General features: G+C 67.6%; 19 protein-coding genes and 2 pseudogenes. 11 read left to right on the top strand and 10 right to left on the bottom strand.

Annotation, left to right across the window (positions count from 1 at the left end; all coding sequences use genetic code 11):
* The first annotated feature begins 5 nt into the window (after positions 1-5).
* Complete coding sequence (cofH, locus tag AB0H93_RS16450; protein ID WP_358573048.1) at positions 6-2,375, top strand: 5-amino-6-(D-ribitylamino)uracil--L-tyrosine 4-hydroxyphenyl transferase CofH; 2,370 nt, start codon at positions 6-8, stop codon at positions 2,373-2,375.
* 69 nt (positions 2,376-2,444) lie between these two features.
* Here the strand turns inward: cofH and AB0H93_RS16445 are convergent, their stop codons facing one another.
* The 3 genes from AB0H93_RS16445 to AB0H93_RS16435 form a co-directional block, all read right to left on the bottom strand.
* Entirely contained in the window at positions 2,445-3,146 is a 702-nt protein-coding gene (locus AB0H93_RS16445; RefSeq protein ID WP_358573046.1) for a response regulator transcription factor, read from the bottom strand.
* 75 nt (positions 3,147-3,221) lie between these two features.
* Positions 3,222-3,578, bottom strand: coding sequence for a response regulator (locus tag AB0H93_RS16440; RefSeq protein ID WP_358573044.1), 357 nt, complete (start codon positions 3,576-3,578; stop codon positions 3,222-3,224).
* Positions 3,578-5,869 (bottom strand): ATP-binding protein, encoded by a 2,292-nt coding sequence (locus AB0H93_RS16435; protein ID WP_358573042.1) that lies wholly within the window; start codon positions 5,867-5,869, stop codon positions 3,578-3,580. Before AB0H93_RS16435 ends, AB0H93_RS16440 begins: the two co-directional genes overlap by 1 nt.
* Before the next feature lie 150 nt (positions 5,870-6,019).
* On the opposite strand from AB0H93_RS16435, the gene AB0H93_RS16430 reads away from it, so the two are divergent.
* Positions 6,020-6,310 carry a hypothetical protein gene (locus AB0H93_RS16430; protein WP_358573040.1) on the top strand — a complete coding sequence of 97 codons (291 nt, stop codon included), beginning with the start codon at positions 6,020-6,022 and terminating at the stop codon, positions 6,308-6,310.
* A gap of 190 nt (positions 6,311-6,500) precedes the next feature.
* Positions 6,501-8,834 (top strand): hypothetical protein, encoded by a 2,334-nt coding sequence (locus tag AB0H93_RS16425; protein WP_358573038.1) that lies wholly within the window; start codon positions 6,501-6,503, stop codon positions 8,832-8,834.
* A gap of 28 nt (positions 8,835-8,862) precedes the next feature.
* On the opposite strand, the gene AB0H93_RS16420 is transcribed toward AB0H93_RS16425, so the two are convergent.
* Entirely contained in the window at positions 8,863-11,556 is a 2,694-nt protein-coding gene (locus AB0H93_RS16420; protein WP_358573036.1) for an AAA family ATPase, read from the bottom strand.
* A gap of 303 nt (positions 11,557-11,859) precedes the next feature.
* Between AB0H93_RS16420 and AB0H93_RS16415 the strand changes: the two genes are divergently transcribed.
* Both AB0H93_RS16415 and AB0H93_RS16410 read left to right on the top strand, forming a co-directional pair.
* On the top strand, positions 11,860-14,457 hold the full coding sequence (locus AB0H93_RS16415) for a helix-turn-helix transcriptional regulator (protein ID WP_358573034.1): 2,598 nt from the start codon (positions 11,860-11,862) through the stop codon (positions 14,455-14,457).
* Positions 14,458-14,502: 45 nt separating this feature from the next.
* Positions 14,503-16,962, top strand: a complete 2,460-nt coding sequence (locus AB0H93_RS16410; RefSeq protein WP_358573032.1) for a right-handed parallel beta-helix repeat-containing protein — start codon at positions 14,503-14,505, stop codon at positions 16,960-16,962.
* 645 nt (positions 16,963-17,607) lie between these two features.
* On the opposite strand, the gene AB0H93_RS16405 is transcribed toward AB0H93_RS16410, so the two are convergent.
* The 4 genes from AB0H93_RS16405 to AB0H93_RS16390 form a co-directional block, all read right to left on the bottom strand.
* On the bottom strand, positions 17,608-17,838 hold the full coding sequence (locus AB0H93_RS16405; RefSeq protein ID WP_358573030.1) for an integrase core domain-containing protein: 231 nt from the start codon (positions 17,836-17,838) through the stop codon (positions 17,608-17,610).
* The gene (locus tag AB0H93_RS16400) at positions 17,799-18,677 is read right to left on the bottom strand and encodes a transposase (RefSeq protein WP_358573028.1); all 879 of its coding nucleotides are present in this window, start codon (positions 18,675-18,677) and stop codon (positions 17,799-17,801) included. Before AB0H93_RS16400 ends, AB0H93_RS16405 begins: the two co-directional genes overlap by 40 nt.
* 158 nt (positions 18,678-18,835) lie before the next feature.
* Positions 18,836-19,378 (bottom strand): SDR family NAD(P)-dependent oxidoreductase, encoded by a 543-nt coding sequence (locus AB0H93_RS16395; RefSeq protein ID WP_358573026.1) that lies wholly within the window; start codon positions 19,376-19,378, stop codon positions 18,836-18,838.
* Positions 19,375-19,752 carry a hypothetical protein gene (locus AB0H93_RS16390; protein WP_358573024.1) on the bottom strand — a complete coding sequence of 126 codons (378 nt, stop codon included), beginning with the start codon at positions 19,750-19,752 and terminating at the stop codon, positions 19,375-19,377. The genes AB0H93_RS16395 and AB0H93_RS16390 overlap by 4 nt, the downstream gene beginning before the upstream one ends.
* 19 nt (positions 19,753-19,771) lie before the next feature.
* Between AB0H93_RS16390 and AB0H93_RS16385 the strand changes: the two genes are divergently transcribed.
* Together AB0H93_RS16385 and AB0H93_RS16380 are read left to right on the top strand one after the other, a co-directional pair.
* On the top strand, positions 19,772-20,305 hold the full coding sequence (locus tag AB0H93_RS16385; RefSeq protein WP_358573022.1) for a hypothetical protein: 534 nt from the start codon (positions 19,772-19,774) through the stop codon (positions 20,303-20,305).
* A 93-nt stretch (positions 20,306-20,398) separates the two neighbouring features.
* Complete coding sequence (locus AB0H93_RS16380; protein ID WP_358573442.1) at positions 20,399-20,578, top strand: hypothetical protein; 180 nt, start codon at positions 20,399-20,401, stop codon at positions 20,576-20,578.
* Positions 20,579-21,065: 487 nt separating this feature from the next.
* On the opposite strand, the pseudogene AB0H93_RS16375 reads toward AB0H93_RS16380, so the two are convergent.
* Both AB0H93_RS16375 and AB0H93_RS16370 read right to left on the bottom strand, forming a co-directional pair.
* Positions 21,066-21,179, bottom strand: a pseudogene (locus AB0H93_RS16375) (IS5/IS1182 family transposase); the annotation flags it as partial.
* Positions 21,143-21,484 carry an integrase gene (locus AB0H93_RS16370; RefSeq protein ID WP_358573020.1) on the bottom strand — a complete coding sequence of 114 codons (342 nt, stop codon included), beginning with the start codon at positions 21,482-21,484 and terminating at the stop codon, positions 21,143-21,145. The pseudogene AB0H93_RS16375 and the gene AB0H93_RS16370, both read right to left, overlap by 37 nt.
* A gap of 288 nt (positions 21,485-21,772) precedes the next feature.
* Here AB0H93_RS16370 and AB0H93_RS16365 point away from each other — a divergent pair.
* The 4 genes and pseudogenes from AB0H93_RS16365 to AB0H93_RS16350 form a co-directional block, all read left to right on the top strand.
* Positions 21,773-22,054: pseudogene (locus AB0H93_RS16365) on the top strand (helix-turn-helix domain-containing protein); the annotation flags it as partial.
* Between the two features lie 48 nt (positions 22,055-22,102).
* On the top strand, positions 22,103-22,513 hold the full coding sequence (locus AB0H93_RS16360) for a WHG domain-containing protein (RefSeq protein ID WP_358573440.1): 411 nt from the start codon (positions 22,103-22,105) through the stop codon (positions 22,511-22,513).
* 843 nt (positions 22,514-23,356) lie between these two features.
* A complete protein-coding gene (locus AB0H93_RS16355; protein WP_358573018.1) occupies positions 23,357-23,986 on the top strand; it encodes a response regulator transcription factor in 630 nt (209 codons plus the stop codon).
* Positions 23,987-24,363: 377 nt separating this feature from the next.
* On the top strand, positions 24,364-25,644 hold the full coding sequence (locus tag AB0H93_RS16350) for a cytochrome P450 (protein ID WP_358573016.1): 1,281 nt from the start codon (positions 24,364-24,366) through the stop codon (positions 25,642-25,644).
* The last annotated feature ends 86 nt before the right edge of the window (positions 25,645-25,730 follow it).

Here is a 25,730-nt window from a genome sequence, read left to right as displayed (position 1 = left end):
GTTGAATGAGCACAACGGCGCGCGACCTGCTGCGGCTGCCGCTGGCGGAGTTGCAGGCGATGGCGCGGGAGCGGCGGGACCGCGCCCGCGGAACCACGGTGACCTACTCGCCCAAGGTCTTCATCCCCCTGACGAAGCTGTGCCGGGACCGCTGCGGGTACTGCACTTTCGCAACGGGGCCGCGGAGCCTGCGCGCCCCCTACCTCACCCGGGAGGAGGTCCTGCGGATCGCGGTCCAGGGTGCTGAGGCGGGATGCCACGAGGCGCTGTTCACCTTGGGGGAGCGGCCGGAGCTCCGGTACCCGGGAGCGCAGCAGTGGTTGACCGAGCACGGCTACGGATCCACTGTGGACTACCTGGTCGCGATGTGCGCGACGGTCCTCGCCGAGACGGGTGTGCTGCCACACGTCAACGCCGGCGCCCTGACCGGTCCGGAGATGGCCGTGCTGCGGCCGGTGTCCGCGAGCCAGGGGATGATGGTGGAGTCGCTGGTCGAAGACCTGCCGGCGCATCGCGGGGCCCCCGACAAGGTCCCGGCGCGCCGGATCGCGACGTTGCGCGCGGCCGGAGAACTCGGAATCCCGTTCACCACGGGCATCCTCGTCGGCATCGGGGAACGCGACGACGACTGGATCGCGGCGTTGCAGACGATCGCCGAGATCCACCAGGAGTACGGCCACATCCAGGAAGTGATCGTGCAGAATTTCCTGCCGAAGGCCGGCACCGCCATGCGCGATGCTCCGCCGTGCTCCGCCGAGCGGCACCAGCGCGCGATCGCCCTGGCACGCATCCTGTTGCCGGACGAGGTGCACCTGCAAGCACCGCCGAACCTCAGCGACGACCCGGGTGCGCTGCTGGACTGCGGCATCGACGACTGGGGCGGCGTTTCGCCGATCACCTCCGACCACGTCAACCCGGAGCGCCCGTGGCCGCACCTCGATCGGCTGACGAGCGTGACCGAGGAACGTGGCCACCGCCTGGTGCCCCGCCTGCCCGTCTACCCCGAGTTCGCGGCGGACCCGGAGCGCTGGTTGCACGAAGACCTGCACTTCCCGGTGCTGGACCGGTCCGACGCCGTCGGGCTGGGCCGGGACGACCCCGGACCGATGTTCCCGGAGCGGGTGGCCGCCGCCAAGAACGTCGGCGACGGAGCCGAGGTCGTGCTCATCGGGCGTCGCTCGGGCACCTGGGTCAGTGGCGGCACCGTCGACCCGCCGGTGTTGATCCCGGGCCGGCGGGGTGCTTCCTCCACCGCGGCGGTGCGGGAGGTCCTCGACGGTCACGCCGCGGGGCAGGAGCTGGGGGTCGACGAGCTCGTCACCCTGCTCACCGCTCGTGGACCGGACGTCGCTGCCGTCGCGGGGTACGCAGACCACCTCCGCGCCGAAGCGGTCGGGGACGACGTGACCTATGTGCGCAACCGGAACATCAACTACACCAACGTGTGCACGTTCCGCTGCCGCTTCTGCGGTTTCGCCAAGGGCCAGTCGTCGCTGAACCTGCGCGGGAAGCCCTACCTGCTCGGCCTGGAGGACATTGCCGAGCGCACCAGGGAGGCATGGCAGGCCGGGGCCACCGAGGTCTGCCTGCAGGGCGGCATCCACCCCCGGTTCGACGGCGACTACTACATCGACGTCACTCGTGCGGTGAAGGAAGCGGTGCCGGACATCCACGTGCACGGGTTCACCGCGCTGGAGGTCTTCGAAGGAGCCCGACGGCTCGACGAACCGCTGCGCGACTACTTGCGCAGGCTGGCGGCCGCTGGATTGCGCTCGCTGCCGGGAACCGCGGCCGAGATCCTCGACGAGCCGGTCCGCCGACTGCTCTGCCCGGACAAGATCTCCACCGACCAGTGGCTGGAATGCCACGAGACAGCGCACGAGGTGGGCCTGCGGTCCAACATCACCATGATGTTCGGCGCGATCGAGCAGCCGGTTTCGTGGGCTCGGCACTTCATCGCGACCCGGGAAGTCCAGCGCCGGACCGGCGGGTTCACCGAGTTCGTCGGGCTCCCGTTCGTCCACATGGCGGCACCCATGTACCTGCGCCGTGCGGCCAGGCGCGGGCCGACCTGGCGGGAAGTGGTCCTGGTGCACGCCGTTGCCCGGATCATCTACCACGGTCTGATCGACAACGTTCAGGCGTCCTGGGTGAAGCTGGGCGCGCTGGCGCTCCGCCAACTGCTGCAGGCGGGTGTCAACGACCTCGGTGGCACCTTGATGGACGAGAACATCAGCCGCGCCGCGGGTGCCGCGCACGGGCAGATGATGGGCGAAGCCGATTTCACGGCTCTGCTCGCGCCGCTGGGGCGTGGCCTGGTGCAGCGCACGACGCTGTACCGACGGATCTCCGCCGGACTGGCCGTGGGCGCCTGAAGCTGCTCGCGGAAGAGCTCTGGACCGGCTGCGGAGCGGGATGATCCGCAGCCGGCCCAGAGCCGGCCCCTACGGTTCGAAGCGGTATCCGACCCCGCGAACGGTCCGGATCCGACGCGGCCGGGACGCGTCGTTCTCGATCTTGTGCCGCAACCGGTGGATGTGCTCGGTGACCGTGGACTCGGCCTGCCAGTCCGGCGCGGCGTGCCACACCGCCTGCAGCAGTTGCCGTCGGGAGAAGACCTGCCGGGGAGCGGATGCGAGGTGGGCCAGCAGGTCGAACTCCTTCGCCGTGAGCTCCACGAGCTCGCCGTTCACGATGACCTCGCGCGTTCCTCCGTCGATGACGAGGCCGTCGAATTCCAGCCGCGATCCGCCGCGCTGGTCGCGGCCGCTCCTGCGGAGCACGGTCCGCACCCTGGCGACGAGTTCGCGCGAGGAGAACGGCTTGGTCACGTAGTCGTCGGCGCCCAGCTCCAGGCCCAGCACGCGGTCGGTCTCCCCGCGCCGCGCGGTGAGCAGGATGATCGGGATGTCCCCCTCACCGCGGAACTGGTGCAGCAGATCCAGACCGTCGACACCGGGCAGGCCGATGTCGAGCACCACCAGATCCGTCCGATTCCGCCGGACGTGTTCGAAAGCCGCCCTGCCGTCCCCGGCTTCGCTCACGTCGAACCCGCCTTCGCGAAGGGCTTGGGCGGCCAGCCGTCGGATGCGCTCGTCGTCATCAACGACCAGCACGGCGTGGCCGGACGCGCGTGTGGGGAACATGTGTGGTGCGGCTCCTTCCAATGGATGGGTGTGTGTCGCGGACCAGTTCTCGTTCGACTGGTCGGACCTCTCGGGTCAGTTCCCGGGCAGGGGGCAGCGGAGTTCTCGAGCGAGGTCCCGCAACCTGAACGGTTTGCGCAGCAGCCCGGCGAAACCGGCCTCGCGGACCCGCCCGTCGAGGTCCGGACTCGTGCTTCCCGTGCTGGCGATCATCGGAATCCCTTTGTGGCGCAACATGTCAGCCAGGGCGAATCCGTCCATTTCGGGCAGTCCGATGTCGACGATGACGATGTCGGGCCGGTGCGCGTCGACGGCCTGCTGGGCGCTCGACGGAGCGCCCACGGCGAAGGCGACGCAGCGCAGCGCGGCGAGCTGGCGGACCAGCAGGTCGCGCATCCGGTGATCGTCCTCGATCACGAGCACGCGCTTCATCAGGTCGCGTTCGCTTCCCCTGGAATCGGCAGCTTCCGGTCGAAGATCTCCAACAGCTCGGAAAGGTCGACCGGGATGCGGAGGAAGTGCGGCGCACCGATGTCGTCGGGCAGTGCCGCCGCAATGGTGTCGGTGAGGCACACCACCGGCTTCTCCACGGTCAGCGGATGCCGGCGGACGAGGCTCAGGAGGCTGCGCGACCTGTCGGCGTCGTCGAGGTCGATCACCACCAGGTCGGGGCGTTCGAAGCGGATCAACTCCTCGACCTCGCCGTAGTACTGGTACACGCACCGCAGCCGGATGCGCGGGCGCGCCCGTTGAGCTTCCGCGACGGCCTCGATGCTGTGCAGGTCGCTGTGCAGGTACAACACCACGGGATTCTCGCCGCAGCGCTGCGGCGGGCCCCACGGCGTGCGCACCACTTCGCCTGCCTCATCGTGCCGCGGAAGTTCAACACAGAACCTGGAGCCGACGCCCGGTTCGCTGTCGGCGGTCATGCGGCCGCCCATCGCGGTGACGAGCTTCTTGGCGACAGCCAGGCCGAGGCCGTGGCCGGGCGGGTCCCCGGGCTGCACACCTGGGCGCTGGAACGGGGCGAAGATGCGAGGGAGGTCGGCCGGTGCGATGCCGCGCCCGGTGTCCTCGACGACGAGCCGGGTGAACTCCCCAGCCGGTTCGGTCCGCACCGTCACCAGGCCGCCCGGCCGGTTGTACTTGATCGCGTTGGTCAGCAGGTTCAGCAGCACCTGGCGCAAGCGCTGACGATCGCCGAGGACGACGGACTCGCGGCCGGTGGCCGGCACTCGCAGCGCGACGGCATTGCGTTCGGCCACGGAGCGGATGAGCGCCAGGCTGTCGTCGACGACCTCCGTCAGGTCGATCAGCTCGGACTGGATGGGCAGCCGGCCGGCATCGGCGTGCGTCATGCACAGCGTGTCGTCGATCAGCCGCTCCAGGTGCTCCGCAGCGTCCATGATGTGCCGCGCGCAGTCCGCGGCGTCGTCCGTGGGCAACCCGCCCTGGGTGAGCAGCTCGGCGTAGCCGAGCACTGCGGTGATCGGGGTGCGCAGCTCGTGGCTCAGTTGGGAGACGAACTCGCTCTTGACGAGGTTGGCGCGTTCGGCCGCCTCGCGGGCTCGGGTCTCGCGTTCGATGCGCAACCGGTCGGTGATGTCGCGGAGTTGGAGGCACACGAACCGGGTGCGGCCCTCGGAGTCCTTCACCGGGGAGATCACCACGGTCGCGGAATGGAGCGTGCCGTCGGCGTGCCGGTACTCGTGCATCTTGAGGTAGCTGGTCGACGTGCCGGCGACCAGCTTGCGCACCGCGGCGCGCACTTCCGCGGAGCCGTCCCCGCTGATCAGGTCGGACACGTAGGTGCCGTGGAGCTCGTCCACGTCGTACCCGGTGTCGGTGCACAACGCGGCGTTGACGTGGACCAGCCGCCCGTCCCGGTCTCCCAGCGCCATGCCGATGGCCGCGTCGGTGAAAGCGCTGCGGAACCGCTCCTCGCTTTCGTGCAGCGCACCGAACAAGCGGTGGTGCTCGATCGCGACCGCGGCCAGATGAGTGAACCGCTCGACGACCACTCGCTCCTCGACGCTCGGGCGGTGCGGAGTGTTGTGGTACACCGCGAAAGTGCCGAGGACGTCCGAACTCCGAGGACTGATCACCGGGGACGACCAGCACGCCCGCAAGCCGTGGCGCACCCCGAGGTCCCGGAAGGCATCCCACCGCTTGTCTTCGAGGATGTCGCTGACGATGACCGGTCTGCCCGCATATGCGGCGGTTCCGCACGACCCGGCCACGGGGCCGATGGACATGCCGTCGATCTCGGAGATGTAGCTGGCGGGCAGGGTCGGCGCCGCTCCGTGGTAGAGGCGGGAGGTGTCCGAATCGAGCAGGAGTATCGAGCAATTCGTCCCGGGCAGGTGCTGTTCCATTCCGCTGGCGAGCCTGGCCAGTGTCGCGGAGAGTGGTGCTTTCCTGGCGATCAGTTCGAGGACGGCCGATTGGCAGGTCAGCAGATTGGCCGCATCCAGGAGATTGGTGTTGCGGAGCGTGATCGAACTCCGCAGTGCTCCGGCGCGTGAGATCGCCTCGGCGATCGTGCGGAGACCTTGTCTCGCGGAGGCCGGGAGCTGTTCGCTCTGGGCCAGCAGTTCGGCTGTGCCGAGCGCCACGCCGAGTTCGTTGCCCATGTCGTGGAGCAACTGCCGATGCTCACCGCTGCCCTCCGCGGGTGAGTCGGAGTAGCGTTGATGCCGCTGCGAGGACTTCCTCGTATCCATCGTTGCTGCTCCCCGATCATTCACACAACGTGACAAGAATGTACCGGCGCGTGGTTTGCTGTCACAACAGGGATCTGTCCAATTACGGTCCGTGTCCCATGATGTGGAGGTCCGGCAATGCCGAAATCCGTTCTGAGGTGGCAGGAAGCGTTGGAGCGCAAGGTCGGGATGGACGATGCCGAGCGGCGCAGATTCCTGGCGGCCTTGCTGGAATTCTGCGCCGAGCACCGGGTCGAACCGGACGAATTGCTCGAAAACTGGTTGAAATATCCAGAACTCACAGTGCGTCGCACATTGGCGCCGGAGGAAGCGCGACCGGTGGCGAACATTCCGGTGGAGAGCTTCCTCATCCACAACGGGGTGAACATCTTCGGTGATCTCGTCTGCCTGCCCGGTAGGCCGGAGGATCTCCGCGACCAAGGGGCCCGGTTCGTCGGCTGATGTCTTCGTCCCATTCGGACGGATTCGATCTGGTGAGGATTACCCCTGCACGTTCCGAACCGCCACCGCGCGGCGGGCGTTCCGGAAGGGCGGCGGCGGACACTCAGGTCTGAAACCGCCGTCCGGGTCCACCTCGTCGTGGCCGGGACGTCACCCACACCGCTGTTGGTTGTCGCAGGGGGACGTGACGATGCGCACCTGGAAGTCCACTCGGCGATCGAAGCCCCGGAAGGGACAACTCCCCGACTCGGGACTCGTCGTCGAACGACACGAGTCGGTCCTGCATATTCGGCGCCCCGACGAGTCGGAGGCGGCGCTGGACGGAGATCTGGACGTGCTGGCGAAGCAGCAGCCGGGAGTAGTGGTCGTGGCCGCTACCGAAGGAGCGCTGAACGTCCCGAGCATCTCCGGCGCAGTGCGCCAGGCCTGCGCTCAGGGAGTCGAGGCGGCGCTGGGCGCCGGGAGCGTGGTTGTGCGCGTGTGCCTCGCCCTGCCGGAGGCAGCGTCCCCTTCCCCGGTCGACGGGCAGGTCTTCGCCCAACAACTGGCCGAAGAACTCGGTGTCGGGGTGATCGCCACCAACGCCGGCATCGTAGCCGAGCCCGCTGGTTCGTTGTTCTCGGGAAGCGATCAGCCCGGGCACGGCTGGTACCGGTTCCGGCGGGACCGGCCCGCGGAGTGGATCGGACACCGCTATCCGGCACCCGGGTGGGAAAAGCTGCTGCCGCGCATCGACATCGCCGAGGGCGGGCTGAGCCTCGTGCCGATCCCGGCCGGGCTGATGGTGCGCAGATCTGGGGCGTTGACGCCTGGTGCGGTCGAGCAGGCACGTGGTGTTCCGGTGCATCCGGGCAGACCCCGGCTGGTTCTCGGCCACCCGGCGGATGGCGAGATCAGCGCGTCGGCAGTCGCCGAGGTACTGCGGAAGAGCCCGCCGCAGTTCCTGGACCGCGTGCAGCTGGTGCCGACGGACCTGCAGACCTCGTCGGCCAGGTGGAACCAGCGCCTCGCCGACCTGCTCGGGCGGCCGGTGGTCGCGAGCACGGGCATGATCGGCGACGACGGTGCCGGCGGCGCGATCGCGGTGGTGCACGACGGCGCCGGCGAACCGACCTGGCAGCCGCCCGCGCTCGCTCTGCGGTACTCGCCGGGCAAATCGGCTCAGGTGGTGGAGGCGGCACCGCCCCCGCGCGGCTGGTTGGTCTTCGATCCGGTGCATTACCGCCAGGCTCCACCGCCGGGAGCAGTGGCGGCGTCCGGAGGCTGGCTGGCGCGCGTGGTGCCGAGCGGCCTGGCGCTGCTACCCATCGGACAAGTCCCCGGCGAAGCCGATTCACTACCGTTCGAACCGAACCGGATGACCGTGACGGTGGCCTGCTCAGAGCAATGCGAGGTGTCCCCGGTGGGGGCGCTGCACTCGCTGCTCGACGGGCTGCCCATGAGCAGTCGTGAGCGCATGCGCCTGGTCGCCGTCGAATCGGTACCGCCGGGGATGGCAGACCAGATTCGTGAGCTGGCCGATGTGTACGGCGCCCAGTTCGAACGCGGCACGCCCGCCGTCCCTGCGATCGGAACGTCGATCGAACCTCCGGGCGAGCAGAAAACCCTTGTGATGGCGCCGGTTTCGAACGAGGCCGCTCGATCCGGCGCGACTGCCGACGAGTCGGACCCGGGCGAGGCGAAGACCCGGATCCTCCCGGTTCCGGGCCCACCCGCGCTCCGGGAGCCGGACGTCGTACTCCTACCGGCACCGAGGAGTCCTTCGGCCCCGGGTAGAAGCAACGGCTGTTCGGTCGCCGACCGAGAGGAATTCGCCCGGTGGTCGGAAAGATACCTCGACGGCGCTGTCATACCGGTGGACTTCACGTCCTCGGCGAGCGTCGACGCCCGCATCGACCACTCGGCGGTCAGGCTCTACCTAGGGAGCGGCAAGTGGTCGGGCGCTGCGCTGAACAACGCTCTGCGCGACTCTGGGACGGAAGTCCCGGACCACTACGTCGCTTGTCTCAGGGCAGGGCTGGCGCGATTGCCGGGCCACTGCGGGGTGGCCTTCCTGCGCGTTACCGACCGTGCCGGGCTCGACTCCGCCTATTCGGCGGGCGATGTGCTCACGGAGCCGGCGTTCCTGAGCGCGATGGGAGCCCGAAGCCGACTCGCGGCCGAGACGTGCGGCGCGGAGTTGGTGATCTGGTCGCGAACCGCGCGCCGCACGGCTTCGGTGAATCCGGATCTGGCCGACGAGGTGGTGTTCCTGGCCGGGAGCAGGTTCAAGGTGCTGGCCGTCGACCCACCGACCGACGGCAGCGCCCTCGTCGTATTCCTGGTCGAGCTGCCGTCAGCCGAGATCGAGGTGCCGGCCGAACCGGACCTGGACCGGGTGCTGCTCAGCGAGCTGAGAGCGGCACTCCGGCGCGGGCGGCACGGCCATCCGGTCGAGATGACCGAGGCGCAGGCCGAGCGTTGCGACGTCCCGGTGGGCCTGGTGTCGCGTCGTCGAACGGAGGTGGACCACGCGGGCGGATGAGGTCGGGTGGGGGTGTGGCGAATCCGGTTCACCGCGACCCGTTGGCCGATCCGGTCGGGAAGTCGCCGGTGAGCATCGCTGCGGCCAACTCGACCCGGGAGCGGTAGCCCGACCTCGTGAACATGCGGGAAAGCCTTGCCGCCACGCTTTTCTCGCTGGTTCCGAACACGGCGGCCAGTTGCCGGTTGCTGAGTCCTTCGGTCACAAGCACCGCCAGAAGCTGTTCGTTCTCCCGCAGGGTTGCGCTGCGACCGGGCACGCTCACGTCATGGTCTTGCATGTGCCGCCGCAGGCGCGCTCGCCACAGCAGAGCCCCCAACTGCCCTAGCAAGCAGTAGGCTTCCAAGAAGAGTTCCTGCGTCCGCAGGCCGGTTTGCGCGATCCGGCTGAACGCGACTGCCCGCTCGAACGGTGACGAACGTTCGCGCGCCAGCGCGATGGCGGCTTCGGCGCTGCGCGGATCGCCCAGCACGGTGGCACGGGCGACGAGCAGTTCGAGTCGCGCCTTGTCCGTGCCCAGTTCGTCCGCGACTCGAGCGAGCCGTCGAAGGCCGCGTTCGGCCTGCTCGTGCTCGCCTTGCCTGGCTTGGTGGTAAGCCAGATCGGCCAGCAGGGTGTCGGTGCCGAACACGATGCCTCCGGCTTCTGCGCGGTGCAGCGCCGATCGCAGCAAGTCGTAGGCGGCGTCGCCATCGCCGAGCAGCCGCACCACGGTGGCTTCGGCGTGATCCAGCACGTGCTCCAGCTGGCCGCACCGGGCTTCCTCGGCCAGGTTGCGCGCCCGGCCCACCCAGCCCTGGGCCGTCAGCACCTGGATCGCGCCGTGGTGCAAGAACAACCTGCCGACAGGGTCTGGGCCGGGTTCACCGACGATGCCGTTCCGGGCGATCCGCATCGCCTCGCCCCAGTTCCCGGCGCTCCACTCCACCTGGAAGCGGTCGGCATCGGACAGCCGGCAATCCGTCGGTTCAAGTTCTTTCCGCGCAGGTGTACCTCCTACCGACGCGAGCAACGACGAGTGATGCGAGGGCACGGCCCTGTCGCGTTCTGCTCCGCACAGGACGGATGCGGTGAAGTCGAAAGAGCGCCCCCACCACGCGGCTGACGGGACCATCTCGGTCCACTGCGAGCGGTACTCTCGAAGCTCGGAACCTGCTTCTGCCCAACGGTTCAGCAGGCACAGGGCGATCGAGCGAATCAGCCCGCGGTGTCGTCGGTCCGGTGGAAGCCAGTCGGCGCTGAGGTCGATGACCCGCTGCAGTTCGGATCTTTCGTCGCACGCGGCCAAGGCGAGGACGTGGTGGAGCGCGAGTCGAACCCATTGCGGCTGTTGAAGCGGTGGCGGTCCAGACTCGAACACCGTCCGCGCACTGCGCCCCGCTTCGGTCATCCGCCCGTGGCGAACGCAGGCCGCGCAATGCTCGGCCAGCACGGCCGCTCGCTGCCGGCGTGTCGGTGCGAGTGAAGCGGCTGCGGCCAGCCACTGAATGACGCGGGGATCGTCATCGAAGGAGCCGTCTTCGGCGTGGCTCAGCAGCTCACCGATCGACCGCGCGGGGTCCGCGAGAGTGCCTGCTTCCACGAGGAGGTCGGCGAGCACGCCGTCGTTGCGCTGCGGGATGTCGCCCGTCCGCAGTGCGTTCACCGCCAATGACGCGAGCAGGCGGCGTTCGAAAGGACCGACGGCCGCACGCACGGCTTCGCGCGCTGCGGGAAGGGAAAAGCGCCACGATGGTCGTTCGTGATCCGCGGTGCGCGGGCGCCGGAGCGTGCGGTCGGCCTCCAGACCCGCGAGCGTTTCCAGCACGCGGTGAGTGCTCGCGCTGAGCGCTCGTCCGGTGAGTTCGACGGCGTCCGCGCCCAAGCTCTCGTAGGTCGCCATGCATTTGGTCACTCGCCACCGGAACTCGTCGGTGGTCCGCAGTCCGGGCACCGCATTGAGGCCGACCGGCGGCACGCTGCTTTCCCGGCGCAGCACGGCATGCCGGTCCACGAACTGGATCGCACCGGTCCGCCGGCATGTGGCGGCACTCGCGAGCAGCAGGGCCGGATTGCCGCGGCTGGCGTCGTGCAGGGCGGTGACCACCGATGTGTCAGGGATGGCACCGACCACGCGGGCCAGCGCGGCCGCGCTTTGCTGCGCGGTGAAGGGCCGGATCGACCGGCTGCGAGCGAGACCGCGGCGGAGCAAGCGGTCGAGGGCCCGGGCGCGTGCATCGTGTGCGGGGGCGCGGCGCATGGCGGCGACGATCGTGCAATCCGCGCCTGCCAGGTGCTCGGCCAAGACCGGCAACAGCTCTGCGGATCCGTCATCGGCCCAGTGCGCGTCGTCGACGAGGACCGTCAGCGGAGCGAGCCGGCGCAGCACCACCGACATCGCCACCGCGAGTTGGTGTTCCGTCGTCGGCCCAGCTGTTCTCCCTCCGCTCTTGGCCAAGGCCGTCATCACGGACGGGGCCACGGCTCCGTTCTCCGCGGAGGTGACGGCGGCCAACAGGCGATGCGCGGCGCAGAAGGTCGTGAGCCGGTCGGTTTCGGCCAACCGCAAGCGCACCGACCTGGCGGACCGCACCCGAACGCTCAAGGCGTCGAGCAGCGCGGAGCTACCGATTCCGGCCGTCCCCAGCAAGACCATGACCGGCACGGAGTCGTCCGCCATCACGTCCAGCACGTCACGCACCAGGTCGTCCCGCCCGACGAGCGACGGACGCTCGTCGGTCACCGCGGAACGGACGACCGGCGCCTGGTCCTGCCGGTTCGCTGCTGTCGGGTACCCAACCAGCACGATCGGTGACTCCTTCCCAGTTGACGGCACGCACGCGCTTGCCAGCCCGGGGGAGACCCGCTCAGTCGCGAGAATTCTCCCTACTCGAAGCATCGTCGACCTCAGGTCTCCGCGACACCTGCTGTCGGGGGGTATCAAGACGAGGAGTGTTGCCATGCGTTCAGGTGCCTGCTTCCGTTCTCCCGGAGACGTCCGGATGGCAGTTGGTGGGCGGGTTCGTCGAGCGGGAGGAAGGGGACGATGATCCGGGAGAGCGGAGCGGTCGTCGGCCGGGACGGAGAGCGGGCCGCGCTGGTGGAGCACGTTCGCCGAGGCGTCGTCGTGGACGTCCGCGGCGACATCGGGGACGGCAGGACGGCGCTGTTGGACGCGGCTTGCGCGGACTGGGCCCGGGACGACATTCCCGTCGTCAAGACGACTGCCTGCGGCGAACGACCGTTGGACACCGTGGATGCGCTGCTCGACGCGGTCCGGGAGCAGTTCGGCCGGACCGCGAGTCCGCGTCTCCTCGAAAGCATCGCCGCGGCAACGAGCCTGCGCTCCCGGTTTCGGGTGGGCGACAACGTGCTTGGGCTCGCCCACGAGATCGGGCGCGCACTGGCCCGGGCGGTGGGCGGGAAGTGCGGCGGGGTCGCCGTCATCGACGACGTGGACCTGGCCGATGCGGTCTCCAGGACCGCGCTGTCCACGATCGCCGCTACGGTGTGCTCTGCCGGAGCCGCGGTGGTCTTCTCCGCTCGCCGCGGCAATCCCACTCCGCTGGACGTGCTGGTTTCCGAAACCGTAGATCTCGCGCCGCTTTCGGAGGCAGACGTCGGCATCCTGCTCGCCCGGCGAGCTCCGCGGTTCCCGCTCGACGCCGCCGTGGTCGATGCACTGCGCACGGCGCTGGGTCCGCTGTTCTGCAACCCCGGCACTGTCCTGCAGACCCTTTTCTCGCTGTTGGCCGACCAACGGCTGGCAGTGGTCGACGAGCACTGGTGCCTGACCACCCTGCGTGAGGAGATCGCCGTACCCCCGGATCACTGGTTGATCCGCCCGTTGCGGCAGGGTGCGTTGGCCGCGATGCTCTCGGCGCGGAGTCCCTTCGTGCTGGAGCACCTCTCGGGCCTGGTCGACGTGGTGGGAGGGGACCTGGGGGAAACGGGACTGCTGCTGGACGAACTGGTCGCCACCGGGGTTCTCGATTTCTCCGAATCCGGGGACTCGCTGTCCTTCGCGGTTCCAGCGCTGGCCGCCGCGGCACGGGCAGTGGCGGACGAGGCGCTCGTCGACGAATGCCGAGCAGCCCTGCGAGAGCGAAGCCCGCGATCGACCTCCCGAGTGGGCCGGTCGGATCAAGCGTTCGTGCCCACCCCGTCGCCGCAGGATCCGGGATGGTTGGGGACGTTGCGCGATCACGTGCGGGCGCGGGTCGCGGCGGCGAGGTTCAACGACCTCCACGCCGAACTGCGTCGGTGCCTCCCGGAAATCCTCGCGGCAGCACCTGATCCGACGCACCCCGATCGCCAGGCGCTGGACGAGGTCCTGGCGTCCTGGATCGGTGCGCTGCTGCACGAATGGCGCACGGACTCGCTGTCGGAGGTGGTTGCCCGGTTGCGGTCTGGTGGAGTGACCCTGCCGGAGGACTTCGCGGAATCTCTCGTAGAACCGATCTCCACGGCTGACTGGCGGACGGTGGCAGCCCGGCTCGAAACGATGTCGGCGTCCTGCACCACGGCTGCCAGCTTCCTCGCGCTGTTGGGAGCGCTCACCGGCGACCACGGGGCGTTCCTCGAGGCAACCAGCAACTGGCCCAGGCTCCGGCGGATGGCCGCCGACGACCTGCGCGATGCAGCCGCGCACGGGGATCTCGCCACTGTCCTGGAATGCGCGCTCGGCGTCCGGTACGGATCTTTCGAGCACAGCGACGCGGCTGAGTACCAGCGGATGCTGCGGGCCTACCACGTGGGAGACCGGGAACGTGCGTTGTCGCTCGCGCGGAGGATGGAAGCGCGTGACCTCGGTCGTCGCGGCTCCCCGTTGAGGCAACTCTCCCGAGTGCTGGCCGGCGAGATCTGCGCCGACGGCGGCGAATTCGGCCGCGCGGCGCAATGGCTGCGGGGAGCTTCGCACCGGATGCTTGGCGGCCACCTGGTGAGCTGGGCGCGCTGTGGTCTGCGCTACCGCACGGGCAAGGCCGCGGCAGCGATCCACCACGGATGGCGGGAGTACCGCGAACACCGCAGTTGGGGACGCACGTCCGGGCTGGAGAAGCTCCTCGGCCGGCTGATCGACTGCTCGACCCGCGAAGGCGATCAGCGCATGGCCGAAATCCTGCTCGACGAGTTGGAGGAACTCGACGAGGTGGTCCGGTCGGGATCGACACGTACCGCCGTGCTGCTCGCGCACGGGCTCGTCCGGCTTGACCGCGGCAAGACCGTCGAATGCGTGCGCCTGGCGCGGGAGCGGGAGGACGCGCCGTCGGTGGCGCGAGCATGCCTGTTGCTGAGCGATCTCAGCGATGACCCGCAGCCCTGGCTGGCGGAGCTGTACGCGCTGACCAAGCGTCACGGTTCGTCCCGGAGTCGCGCGAACCTGGTCGGCTCGATGCGGCGGCGCGGAATGTGGCTGCCCAGGCAGCGCGGCAGGGACGACTCCTTCGCGCACACCGAGGCCAGGGTGGCGCAGCTGGTCAGCGACGGCTGCACCAACCGGCAGATCGCCGCGGTCCTGGAAGTGAGCGAGAAGACCGTGGAAAGCCATCTGACCAGGATTTTCACCCGAACCGGCTGCCGTACCCGGGTCGAGCTGGCGGCCGCCTGGCTGGAGGGGCGAGTGATGGGGACAACGGCGTGACAACCCGCGCCGCGAGCCGGCCGCGGCAGGAGAAGAGGACCGCAGATGATCTCGGTTTCCCAGGTGGTGCCGGGTGGTTTCCGCACGGTCTTGCAGGCCGTCAACGCGGCACCCGAGGGCGCGACGATCAGCGTGGCGCCCGGTCGCTACCGCGAGAACCTGGTGCTGATCAGGGATGTCACGATCGTGGCCGAGGACGGCCCGGGGTCGGTGACGTTCAGTTCCGATGTCGGCGCCGTGCTGGATGTGTCGGCCGCGGTGGCGCTCAGCGGCATCGAACTGCGGGGCAGCGACCCCGAACAGGCGCCGGTCGTGGTGGGATCCGGGCGCTTGGTGATGGTGGAATGCGCGGTCAGAGGTGACTCGTGGGCTGCGGCTCATGCCCACGGCAGCGGAAGTCTGGTGCTTCGGGACTCGCAAGTCAGCAATCCGGCGGGGGCCGGTGTGGTGGTCACATCGCGGGCCGGGAGTGCGGTGCACAACTCGACCTTCGAGGGCCTCGGCACCTCGGCCGTCGTGGTTGCCGATCACGGCCTGCTGGAGGTGCGCGGCAGCACCGTCCGGCAAAGCGGCGGGAACGGCTTCTACCTGAGCGGGAGTGCCGAGCTCACGGCCGCGGATTCCGGGATAGCCGACTGCGGCGACAAACCGGCGGTAGCGGTGGAGGACCACGCCACGGCGGTCTTCCGGCGGATATCGGTTCGCGAGACGGCGGGCCTCGGCTTCTTCCTGAAGACGACCGGCCCGGTCGAGCTCACCGAATGCACCGTCGAGGGCTCTGCCGCGGAAGCGTTCCTCGCGGAGGGGACCGGTCGTGTCGCGCTGCGGGATTGCGAGATGCGCCGCAGCGCACGGCACGGCATGCGGTTCTCAGGTGCGGCGTCCGCGGCGTTGCAGAACTGTCGAGTGTCTGATGTGGATGGTACTGGTGCGGTCGTCGAAGACAGGTCTACTGTGGAATGCGACGGGCTCGAAGTGCGGGCTTGCGGGGAAAGCGGTCTCCAGCTGACCTCCAGGCAGGAATCCGCGTGGCAGAGGTTGGCAGTCCGCGACTGCACGCACAACGGCATCGTGGTCCACGGCGCTGACGCCCGCTTCGAAGCGCTCGAGGTCGAACGAGCCCAACTGACGGCCTTGGAGCTCGCCGCAGACGCGCACGTCCTGCTCCGGGGATGCACCGTGCGGGGCGCAGGTGGGGCGGGGATCACCGTCTCCGGTGGGACGCTCACCGCGGAGGACGGCGATCTGCACGGCTGCGGAGGCGACGGGGTGCTTCTCGCCGACGGAGCCTCCGGGGTGCTGGCCCGCTGCCGGATCCGGGAAAGCGCCGGCCACGGTATCCAGGTCGCTGCCACGGCGAAGGCGCGCATGACCGACTGCGAGCTCCTGGGCAACGACGGCGACGGCATCCGAGTCGCCACGGACCGCGAAGTCGTCGTGCGCGACTGCTCGTTGCGGGAGAACGGCGGAGCCGGGCTGCGCCAGCAAGTGGTATCGGCGTCGATCACGTTCGAGAACACCAGAAGCAGCGGCAACGGCTTTGCGGACGCCTTCGGCACTTCGCAGGCCGTGCCGGCAGCTGCCCCGGCGGAACATGCGGCACCAGGCGGTGGAAAATCGGCTGAGAGGCCGCCGGCGGAGGAGCTCCAGGCTCTCGTCGGCCTCGAGAACGTAAAGCGCGAAGTGGCCACCTTGGTCAACCTCAACCGGATGGCGAAACTCCGAAAGGAAGCAGGTCTTTCCGCCCCACCGATGAGCAGGCATCTGGTCTTCGCGGGTGCACCGGGAACCGGCAAGACCACCGTGGCTCGGCTCTACGGCGCGATCCTGGCAGAGCTCGGGGTGCTCCAGTCCGGTCACCTGGTGGAGGTCGCGAGGGCCGATCTCGTCGCGCAGATCGTCGGTGGCACGGCGATCAAGACGACGGAGGCGTTCCGCGAGGCGATCGGTGGCGTGCTGTTCATCGACGAGGCGTACACGCTCAGTTCGCAGTCGGGTGGCACCGGCCCGGACTTCGGGCGCGAAGCGATCGACACCCTGGTCAAGCTCATGGAGGACCACCGCGACGAGGCGGTGGTGATCGTCGCGGGGTACTCCCGCGAGATGGCGGACTTCCTGGCCACCAACCCGGGTCTGGAATCGCGGTTCAGCCGGACCATCGAGTTCCCCAACTATTCCGCGGAGGAACTGGTGACCATCGTGCGGCAGCAGTGCTCGCGGCACGACTACCAGCTCGACGAACAAGCCGCGGAACTGCTCGTCCGGTATTTCGAGGACATGCCCAAGGACGCCACCTTCGGAAACGGGCGAACGGCGCGGAAGACCTTCGAGCTGATCGTGGACCAACAGGCGTCGCGCCTGGCGGCCTCGCCCTCGGTCGCCATGTCCGACCTGACCCGCCTGCTGCCGGATGACCTCGCCTTCGCGCAGACGGCTTCGTCTCGCAATGCGCTCGCCGATGAAGGTAGGCGCAGCTCGGATTCTCGAGCAGCAGAGGCCCGGTAATGTCACGAATGCCTTGCTCCACCGAGCGAGTCGGATCGTCGGCCCGCGCATGCGGGAAGCTGGCGATCGAGCCGCCGTTCTGACGGACTTCTTTACTTTTTCGAGTCCACTGTGGACTGTCCTCGAAGAACAATCTTGAGCATGCCGCTGACTCTCTTCCGAACTGGGGGTCAAGGGGTCGCAGGTTCAAATCCTGTCAGCCCGACCGTGGGAAGAGCCCGCTGAAGCCCTCGATGACCATCGACCAGGCGAGCTGGATCATCAGGTTGTTGGCCATCGGTACACCTGCCCATCGGGTGTGGTGAACGCTGGCCTTGGACGAGCTCCACGGTTACAGGCGAGTGACCGACTGTGTCTGAGAACGGACTTGCACGCTATTCACCCGCATCCAACTGCCAGCCGCCGAGTAATCGCGCTCCAGTCGAGCTTGAAGGGTGTCCAGGCAGTACTGGGGGCTGCGAGCTGTGCACCGGCTGGCGGGACACTGCCCTTGCCGAAAATCCCATCCGCGCGGGTCATGCTGCGTGGTGGTCTTCGTGGAGGATGCCACCGAGCCGGTCGTGTCGACGTATGTTGCGGGGCTCGAGTTGCTCGACTGGCGCGTGTGGGGTTCCAGAAGTCGGTCACCAAGTTTGACCAGCAGCTTTACGCAACGCGCTCGTACTCGTTGATCACGCCCCCCAGGATCGGTCGACGCTTGATCTGCTCATGACTGAGGTTGGCAACAGGGTGGCTTGGTTGTGGTGGGCGGAGTTCGCGGGCGCGGTGCGGTCGACTGCCGTTGTAGTGCCGGACGTAGTCCGCGAGCACCGCACGCAGGTGCCGTTCATCAAAGATCAACAGGCGGTCGGTGAGTTCGGCTCGGACAGTGCGCACGAACCGTTCAGCAAAACAGTTCGCCCGCGGGCAGCGCGGGGGGTCTTGACTACGCGGATGCCTACATCGGCGAGGACCGCATCGAACGACGCGGTGAACTGGCCGGCCCGGCCCCGTATGAGGAATCGGAATTCGGTGACGTCATCGCCGAGGTCCATCAGCAGGTTGCGGACCTGCTGAGTGGTCCACGCCCCATCTGGGTTCGTGGTCGCGCCCAGCAGGTGCACGTACCGGCTGCCGACCTCCAGTACGAAGAATGCGTAGATCCGTTTGAGGGTGACCGCGCAGTCCACGTGAAAGAAGTCGCACGCCAGCATGGTCGACGTCTGGGTGCGCACGAACTGCCGCCAGGTCGTATCCGTGCACCGGAGTGGCGCCGGTGGGATGCGCACTCGTTTGAGAACGCGGCGGATCGTCGAGGCACCCACTCGGTAGCCGAGCCTGAGCAGTTCACCCTGGATTCTCTTGTATCCCCAGGTGTGATTTCTCTGGCCATTCGCTCGATCAACACGGCGATAGCGTGATCGACGGGCGGGCACCCGGTGTGGTTCGGGTACGTACGTCCACTTCCTGGTTAGCAAGCGGCGATGCCAGCGCAGGACCGTGCCCGGGGTAATCAATCGGTGGGCCCGCAGCACCTTCGGCAGCAACCGGATCAGCGCGGCGAAGACCGCCCGGTCGGCCCAGTTCATCCGGGGTTTCGGGTTGGTTCTGCGCAGCACGGCCACCTCATGGCGCAGCACCAGGAGTTCAACGTCCTTGGACGCCGACGAGCGGCAAAGTAGCCACAGCCAGCCCGCAATCCGCACGAAGATCAGGTAAAGCAGGCGTAGTGACATGACCCGCGATCATGTCCTGTCTGCCGGGGGTGCCGAAAGGTGCAGGTCGCAGCACGTGGACCGACTTGTGGAACCCCACAGGCCGTCTACGCGGCGGAGGAAGCGACGCTCATCCGTACGTGACCGATGCGGGCGCCGTAAGGGTGCTGACGCGGTTCTCATACTCGCGGCGGGCCTTGCGCTGCGCCGGGACGACCGGGTTGCCGTCGAGGGGCTGGCAGCGGGCGAGGAGCCCGTGGTGAACGGAGGCCGTGGCGCTGACCCGCAGGGTATAGCCCTGGCCGCGCTCCGATCGAACCGACGGCGACGATCGCGCCCGGCCGTCCCGCGCGGCGGCGGACGAATTCCTGGCAGACCAGGAACGTTCCTCGCGTATTGACCACGAACGTGCGACCCCAGTCTTTTTCCGACAATTCCGTGAATTCGGTCAGCACTCCGCCGATTCTCGCGACATTGGCTACCGCGGTGATCTCGCCGAGCTGTTCTTCGGCGGCATCGAAAGCCGCCTGCACCGAAGACCGCTCGCTGACATCGCAGACGGCATGCGCGACGGCAGCGCCGTCCGCGAACAGCTTCGCCGACACTGCAGCGAGGCGGACGGGATCGACGTCAGTGAGCAACACCGCGTGTTCCTGCGCCAACCGCTCGGCGACCGCAGCGCCGATCCCGCCCGCGGCGCCGGTGACCAGTGCGACGCTCACGGCAGCACCTTGTCGATCTCCGGCGCGAGCAGTTCGGCCGCGCGCGCCGGGCTGATGACGTCGGCCGGATCGGGCTTCGTGATCTCGCGGGACGCGATGTCCTCGTACACGTGCTCGCCGATCAACCGGCACCGCTCGTCGTACGGCCAGTGGAACGCGAGCGTGCGCTTGAGCGGGTACACCTCGCCGGGGACGCCGGACTGGACCGAGCCGAAAACGGTCTCGCCGCCGAGCATCGCCTCCGGCACGAACTCGAAGAACTCCAGTTCGCCGGAGAATCCGGTGTCGTTGACCGAAATGTCCTGGTTGTTCACCCACATCACCACGGCGTTCGCCTCGACCAGCGACTGGTAGAAAGCCTTCACCTCGGCCATCCCGTCCAGGATCGTCGACGTGCCGCCCTCGTCGCCGTGCCGTCGTCAAGCCGTCGCCCAGCACGGTGCGCGGCTTGCCGAGCTGCTGTCTGAGATCACCTACGACCATCGCGGCATCCGCCTGAGCTGGGCCGGTCCGGACACCGACCCGACCGCGTTCACGCCCCGCGTCCGGTTCACGACCGCCGACGTGCATGATCCCCACGGGCCACCGGTCTGTTTCGGCTGGTTTGAAGACCACGCCGACGACCAGCTCATCGCCGCGTGCACCGCTGGGGCTGACGATTGGACGGTACTGGGGATGGCGGTTGCCCAGGCGCACTACGCCGTCGCGACCCTCGCGGTCCACGAGGTGGGCGAATGGTTCACCTATCAGGGGCGGCAGGTGTTTCCGCCGCACCGTCCGGATCCCTACCTGTGCCGGGCGATGAGGACAGCGGCCCGGACGGCAACGGGGCGATCGTGCTGTGGCTCACCTACGACCAGCCAGCATCGGTATGGCGGTCCACACCGTCGGCTGCCGGTGCCGCCAGGGGGCTGGAATGTCCTGTGAAGCGGGAGGAAATCGGGACCTTGCCGGGGCAGGGTCTTCAGCTCACTCGCCACGGCATCACTGTCACTCCGCCGCAGGACTCCCGCTCCCGCCATGGCCTGGACGGCGCCCCAAGCGGGGGAAGACAGCGTTGAGCGGGCCCTGCGCGACATCCACCACGTGATGGTGATGTCCGAACTCGACGTCGTAGCTGAGCACCTGCAGTTGCGTGGAGAACCCGTGTTCACGGCCGACAGCAACGCTTTCGCCGCACGATTGGCCTACGATGGGTAAGTCGGTAATCATCGAGAACCGGTGCTGCTGGCGCGCGGCATTCTGAGTGTCGCCGCGGGAAACTACCATGAGGGGCGGCGCGTGTGTGATCGAGTCGTTGACCACTGGTCATCCCACCGTAGGCAATGATCGATACCGTCGACGGCGTGGATCTGCGCGCAACAGATACAACGCTGGCATGGCGGACAGCAGAACGACGACTCCACGTGGAACTACCGCTGAAGCCGACTGTGCGCAATCGCCGTGCTGTTGGCGCACCCACCAATGTCGGAACATGGGTGTGGTTATCCACGCAACCGTTGAGCGAATCAGGCACGCACAGTGGTCTTGACGTCACTGCAGCATTGATCGATGTGGCGCACCCCCAGATGGCTGCAGGGAGCGGCGTGGCTGTCGGGTAACTATGTGTGGCGCGCCGACGAGGACGGCCCACTGCGCTTGGTCGTGGTATCGCGATGTCTTCCAGCAGCGCCTCGAGTTGCTTCGTGTCCGCCGCCTGCCCTGGGGTGGTGCGGGTGGCCAGCGACCGGCCCTGGCCGTCCGCGATAGTGTGGATCTTGGACGTCAGGCCGCCCCGGGACCGCCCCAGGGCTTGGGCTGCCGCCGCGAGCGGTGGGCCCAGCGGCGGCGCAGCAGGTTGCGGTGCCAGTGCAGCAGCGTGCTCGGGGTGACGATCAACCGGATCTTCGGCAGCTGGCCGGACGGGAGTAGCCGTGCCAGCAGCGCCAGCCATGCCCGGTCGGCCCAGGTGAGTTTTCGCGCCAGCAGCGGATCGCGCCGCTGGGCGACAGCGAGTTCGTGTCGCAGGATCAGCATCTCGATGTTCTTCGCCGTCGAGTCCTGCACGGCAAGGCGCGCCCACGCGAAGATCCGGGTCATCACGAGGTAGATCAGTTTCAACGCCATGATCAAGCATCGCGCCAGTTTGCTGGGGTGTTCGGCACGCTCAACCCTCGGAGCGTGCAGCTGACCGGCGGCCGGGGTGGGTGAGGTTGACGGGCGGGAGATGTCAGTTCGGCAGGTGGTCCTCAGCGCCGCTGGTGCCGCCCAAGGGCATGGTTTCATCTATGCTGTGGAGAGGCGGGTTCAAGTCCCCCAGGCGCTCATCGCCTTGGCGATGCTCGCCCTCGGCGGTCACCGCCCCGCCCTACCGGGCCGTCATGACTCACCGGATGCGACAGGAGAGCCGACAATTTGGAAACGCCCAGCCCAGATCACCGTTTGGGCGACCGTCGACAAGGTGCTGGCTCGGCTCCTGCCGGCGACAACCCGGATGCGACCAACAAGCCACGTCCCTCCCGGAGGCGTTCACGCAATCGACGCGGTGAGGGTGCCCTCCTGCGTGGCGAGCTGCTGGAAGCGGCGCATCGGGTTCTGGAGCGTGACGGGCATCGGGCGCTTTCTCTTCGCGCTGTAGCAAGGGAGGCCTCGGTAACTACCCCCGCGATCTACCCACATTTCGAAGATCGCCAAGCTCTAGTCAGCCAGTTGGTAGTTGACATCTGGAAAGAGCTCGCTGCGACGATGAGCGTCGCGGAGGAACGAGCGGAGGCCGAAGGTCCGTTGGCCCAGCTCGAGGCCCAACTGGCCGCATATGTGGAGTTCGCGTACTCCAGCCCGACGCGCTACGAGCTTTTGTTCTTGACGTCGGCTGACGTTGAACGCATTCGCGGAATGGGACTTGAATCCACCACCGAACCGGTCTACGAGGCGCTTGAGCGAGCGGTGCTTCGATGCAAGGAGCACGGCTACCAGTTTCCGGTCTCATTCGTGGACGCCGGGGCGGAGGCGAACACGGTGCTCTTCTTCGTTATCGCGCACGGGCGAGTAGCGCTCGCGACGGCCGCGCTGCACGACACGTTCAGCCTGCCACAGGCCATTCGCGCATTCGTGCGCACCGTCGTTCGTTCTCTGGTCCATCCACCGGCCGATTGAAGTTTCAACCGCCGCAGTATGACGGCCGTACTTCTTGATCTTTGGCGTGGCCGCGGGCCACAGCCTAAACCCCTGCTCGGTGCCGGGCGCACCTCGACGAGCTCATGTCGCGGATCGTGGGCCGGTTTCGAGGGTCGTGCCGCGTCGACGCGGCGCGACTTGCTGCTCGGGTTGCTCTCGGGCCTGTCGTCAGTTGGATCGAGAACTCCCAGGTCTCGGTGTATCTGTCCTACGCCACCGACCGAGGGCGCGCGCTGATCGACCGGCGGCCCTGTGTCTGTCGAGAGCTTGGGACGAAGATGCCGGAGCGTTAGTTTTCGGCTGTTTACTTACGCGTGTTTAGTAGTTATGGTGGTTGCGCTTGGCGGGGAGACTCGGGCGACGGGAGAACGCGTGAGGTGGAAAGTCGCGACCCTTAGCGCGGCAGCGATCACCGCATTGTTGGCGACCGGAGCAGCCGCGTCGGCGGCTGAGCAGGACGACCCGTGTCCGGTGCTCGCGTCGGCGCATGGAGTGCAAGTGGTGGTGGTCAGTGGCAGCGACAATCTGTTGTTGCAGGCGCCGACGGGTGCGGCGATGACGACTCGCGCAGAGCTGTGTGGATTACGGTCTCGCGGATTCGTCGGGGTTCGCCGGCTATCCGCACCCGGGGGAGACGGTGCTCTCGGTGCGTGGGACGAGCGGGCGGCCGGTGCGTCCAGCCAATCAAGCGGGTTTCCGGCGCTGGTCGGGGCCCGCGATGGCAACGAGATGCTCGCCGCGCGGAAGGCCTAACTCCCGGAAAGACTGATCCGAGCTTTCTGGTCGCGAGAAGCCCTGGCATTTCCAGAACAGGGGACAGTCATGCAGGGCAGAACAATGGAGAAAATCCGCGTGGCCATCCACGCACAGGATTACTTTACGCGCATGGGACTGGCGAACTGCTTGGGTGGAGACCCCCAGCTCGTCGAGGTCAGCGGCGACAACGCCGACGTTGTCGTGATCGCCATCGAAACCGCCGAAGCGTCCACCATGAAGGAGCTGCAGGTGTTCAGGCCCGACACTGCCACCCCCCTGCTCCTCATCGTGGGCGATCGATGGCACGCCGACATCTCCGCAGCGGCGGAGTGGGGTGTCCGCGCAGTCCTGTGGCGCCGGCATTTCTCCGCTACGACTTTCATGCAGGCCATTCGTGCGGTCGGCAGCGGTGGCGGATACTTCCCCACCTCACTGCAGGGCGCGCTCATCGAGCAAATCGTGCGCACCTACCGCGAAGTACTCGCACCGCAAGGCTTGAACCCTTCCGGGTTCACCAACCGCGAGATCGATGTCCTCCGCCTCGTCGCCGAAGGACTCGATCTCCGACAAATAGCTGACAAACTGCACTACTCAGAACGCACGGTCAAGAACATCCTCTACCAGTTCATGAAGCGGTTCGGCCTCCACAACCGGGCTCACGCCGTCTCGTACGCAATCCGCTCCGGTCTCATCTAATTCCAGCCGAATATTTCCGTTCAGTGGGTTGTCCACGCCGGCGGCGAAGAGAGTTCGCCGCGGGATGGCCTGGTGTTGCCAGACGGTTGGGTCCGGCGGGCGAGATCAGGCGGTATACGACAGAAACCAGTGGTAAGGCTCGGCAAGCATGGCGCCGGCTCGAATGTGGGCAGGGGCCGGGGATGCAGTGCGCGACCGTCCGATAGCCCTTGCTGCGCAAGTTTAGTTTTCACCTGTTTATTTACGCTCGTTTAGCGGTTATGGTAGTTGCGTCTTAGCGGGGAGACTCGGGCGCCGCGTCACATTCCGGATACGAGAGCCAGGCACCTGACGGGTCGCCTTGGAAGGTCGGGGTGCCACACGAAGGGAGAGATGACATGACCGCAACTGTGCCTGCTCGTCCGTATCACGACGTGGATATCTCGAGCGCCGCGTTCTGGAGGCTTCCGTTCGAGCAACGCGACTCGTCGTTCGCTCAGCTGCGACGCGAGGCGCCGGTGAGCTGGCACCCACCGATGGAGGTCCCCGGCTTACCGCCAGAGGTTCACGGTGAGCCTGGTTTCTGGGCGCTCGTGCGCGCCCGTGAGATCGCGTTCGCGAGCGAAAACCACGAGCTGTTCAGCTCCGACTCGCATCGCTACTGGGGCGTTTCGTTTCGGCCCAGGGATCCGAAGCCGGCGCCGACGTTCCTGGAGATGGATCCCCCGGAGCACAAGCGATACCGGCGCATCATGAGCGGCGCGTTCACGCCTCGGGCAGTCCGTCGACTCTCCGAGAAGATCGAGCAGCGTGCTGAGGAGATCGTCGAGCGCGTGATCGGCGCTGGTGAGATCGACTTCGTCCGCGAAGTCGCGTCGAAGCTCCCCATGCTCACCGTTGCTGACATGATCGGTGTGCCCGGCAGTCTCGCGGAGGAGTTCGCCGAAGCGGGGGACAAGGCGATGGGTGCGAACGATCCAGCCATCGCGGGAGACGCAGATCCGCAGCAGTTCTTCCAGGACCAACTCGTCATTCTGCGCGAGATCGGACTTGAGCTCATCCGCGAGCGTCGGTCCAACCCTCGGGATGACCTCGCAACAGCGCTCGCTCTCGCCGATTTCGATGGCAGGCACCTCACTGATGACGAGATCGAGTCAGTCATGCTTCTGCTGAGTGTCGCGGGCAATGACACGACAAAGCAGACAACCTCGCACACCGTCGTTCAGCTGTGGCGGAACCCCGACCAGAAGGCGTGGCTGACCGAGGACTTTGAGGGGCGCATCGACAGGTCGATCGAAGAGTTCGTCCGTCATGCATCGCCTGTCATTGAGTTCGCGCGGACCGCGACACAGGATGTGGAGATCGCCGGCCAGGTGATTCCCGCCGGCGACAAGGTCGTGCTCTTCTACGCCTCGGCGAACCGCGATGACGCTGAGTTCGAGGACCCGGACCGGTTCGATCTCACCCGTCCACCTCACCCGCACACCGGGTTCGGGGGCGGTGGCGTGCACTACTGCCTCGGTAATCACCTTGGCCGAGCGCAGCTCAAGGCCCTGTTCCGGCAGCTGCTCACCAAGCTTCCGAACATGGAGGTCGGCGAGCCCGAGCCGCTGGTGAGCGAGTTCATCCATGGCATCCGACGGCTCCCCGTCCGGATCCCCTTAGGGGTCCTTGCATAATGATCTTTGTCTGGCATGGTGGTGGCTGGAGTTGATCACGTTTCGATCGTTGGGAGCGTGGGATGGCTCGCCCGAAGCCGTGGGAG

The sequence above is a fragment of the Saccharopolyspora sp. NPDC050642 genome, from assembly GCF_040654735.1.
In the GTDB taxonomy this organism is placed as follows: Bacteria; Actinomycetota; Actinomycetes; order Mycobacteriales; family Pseudonocardiaceae; genus Saccharopolyspora; species Saccharopolyspora elongata.
Note: the sequence above shows the minus strand (reverse complement) of the source record. Positions and strands in the feature narration are given on the sequence as shown.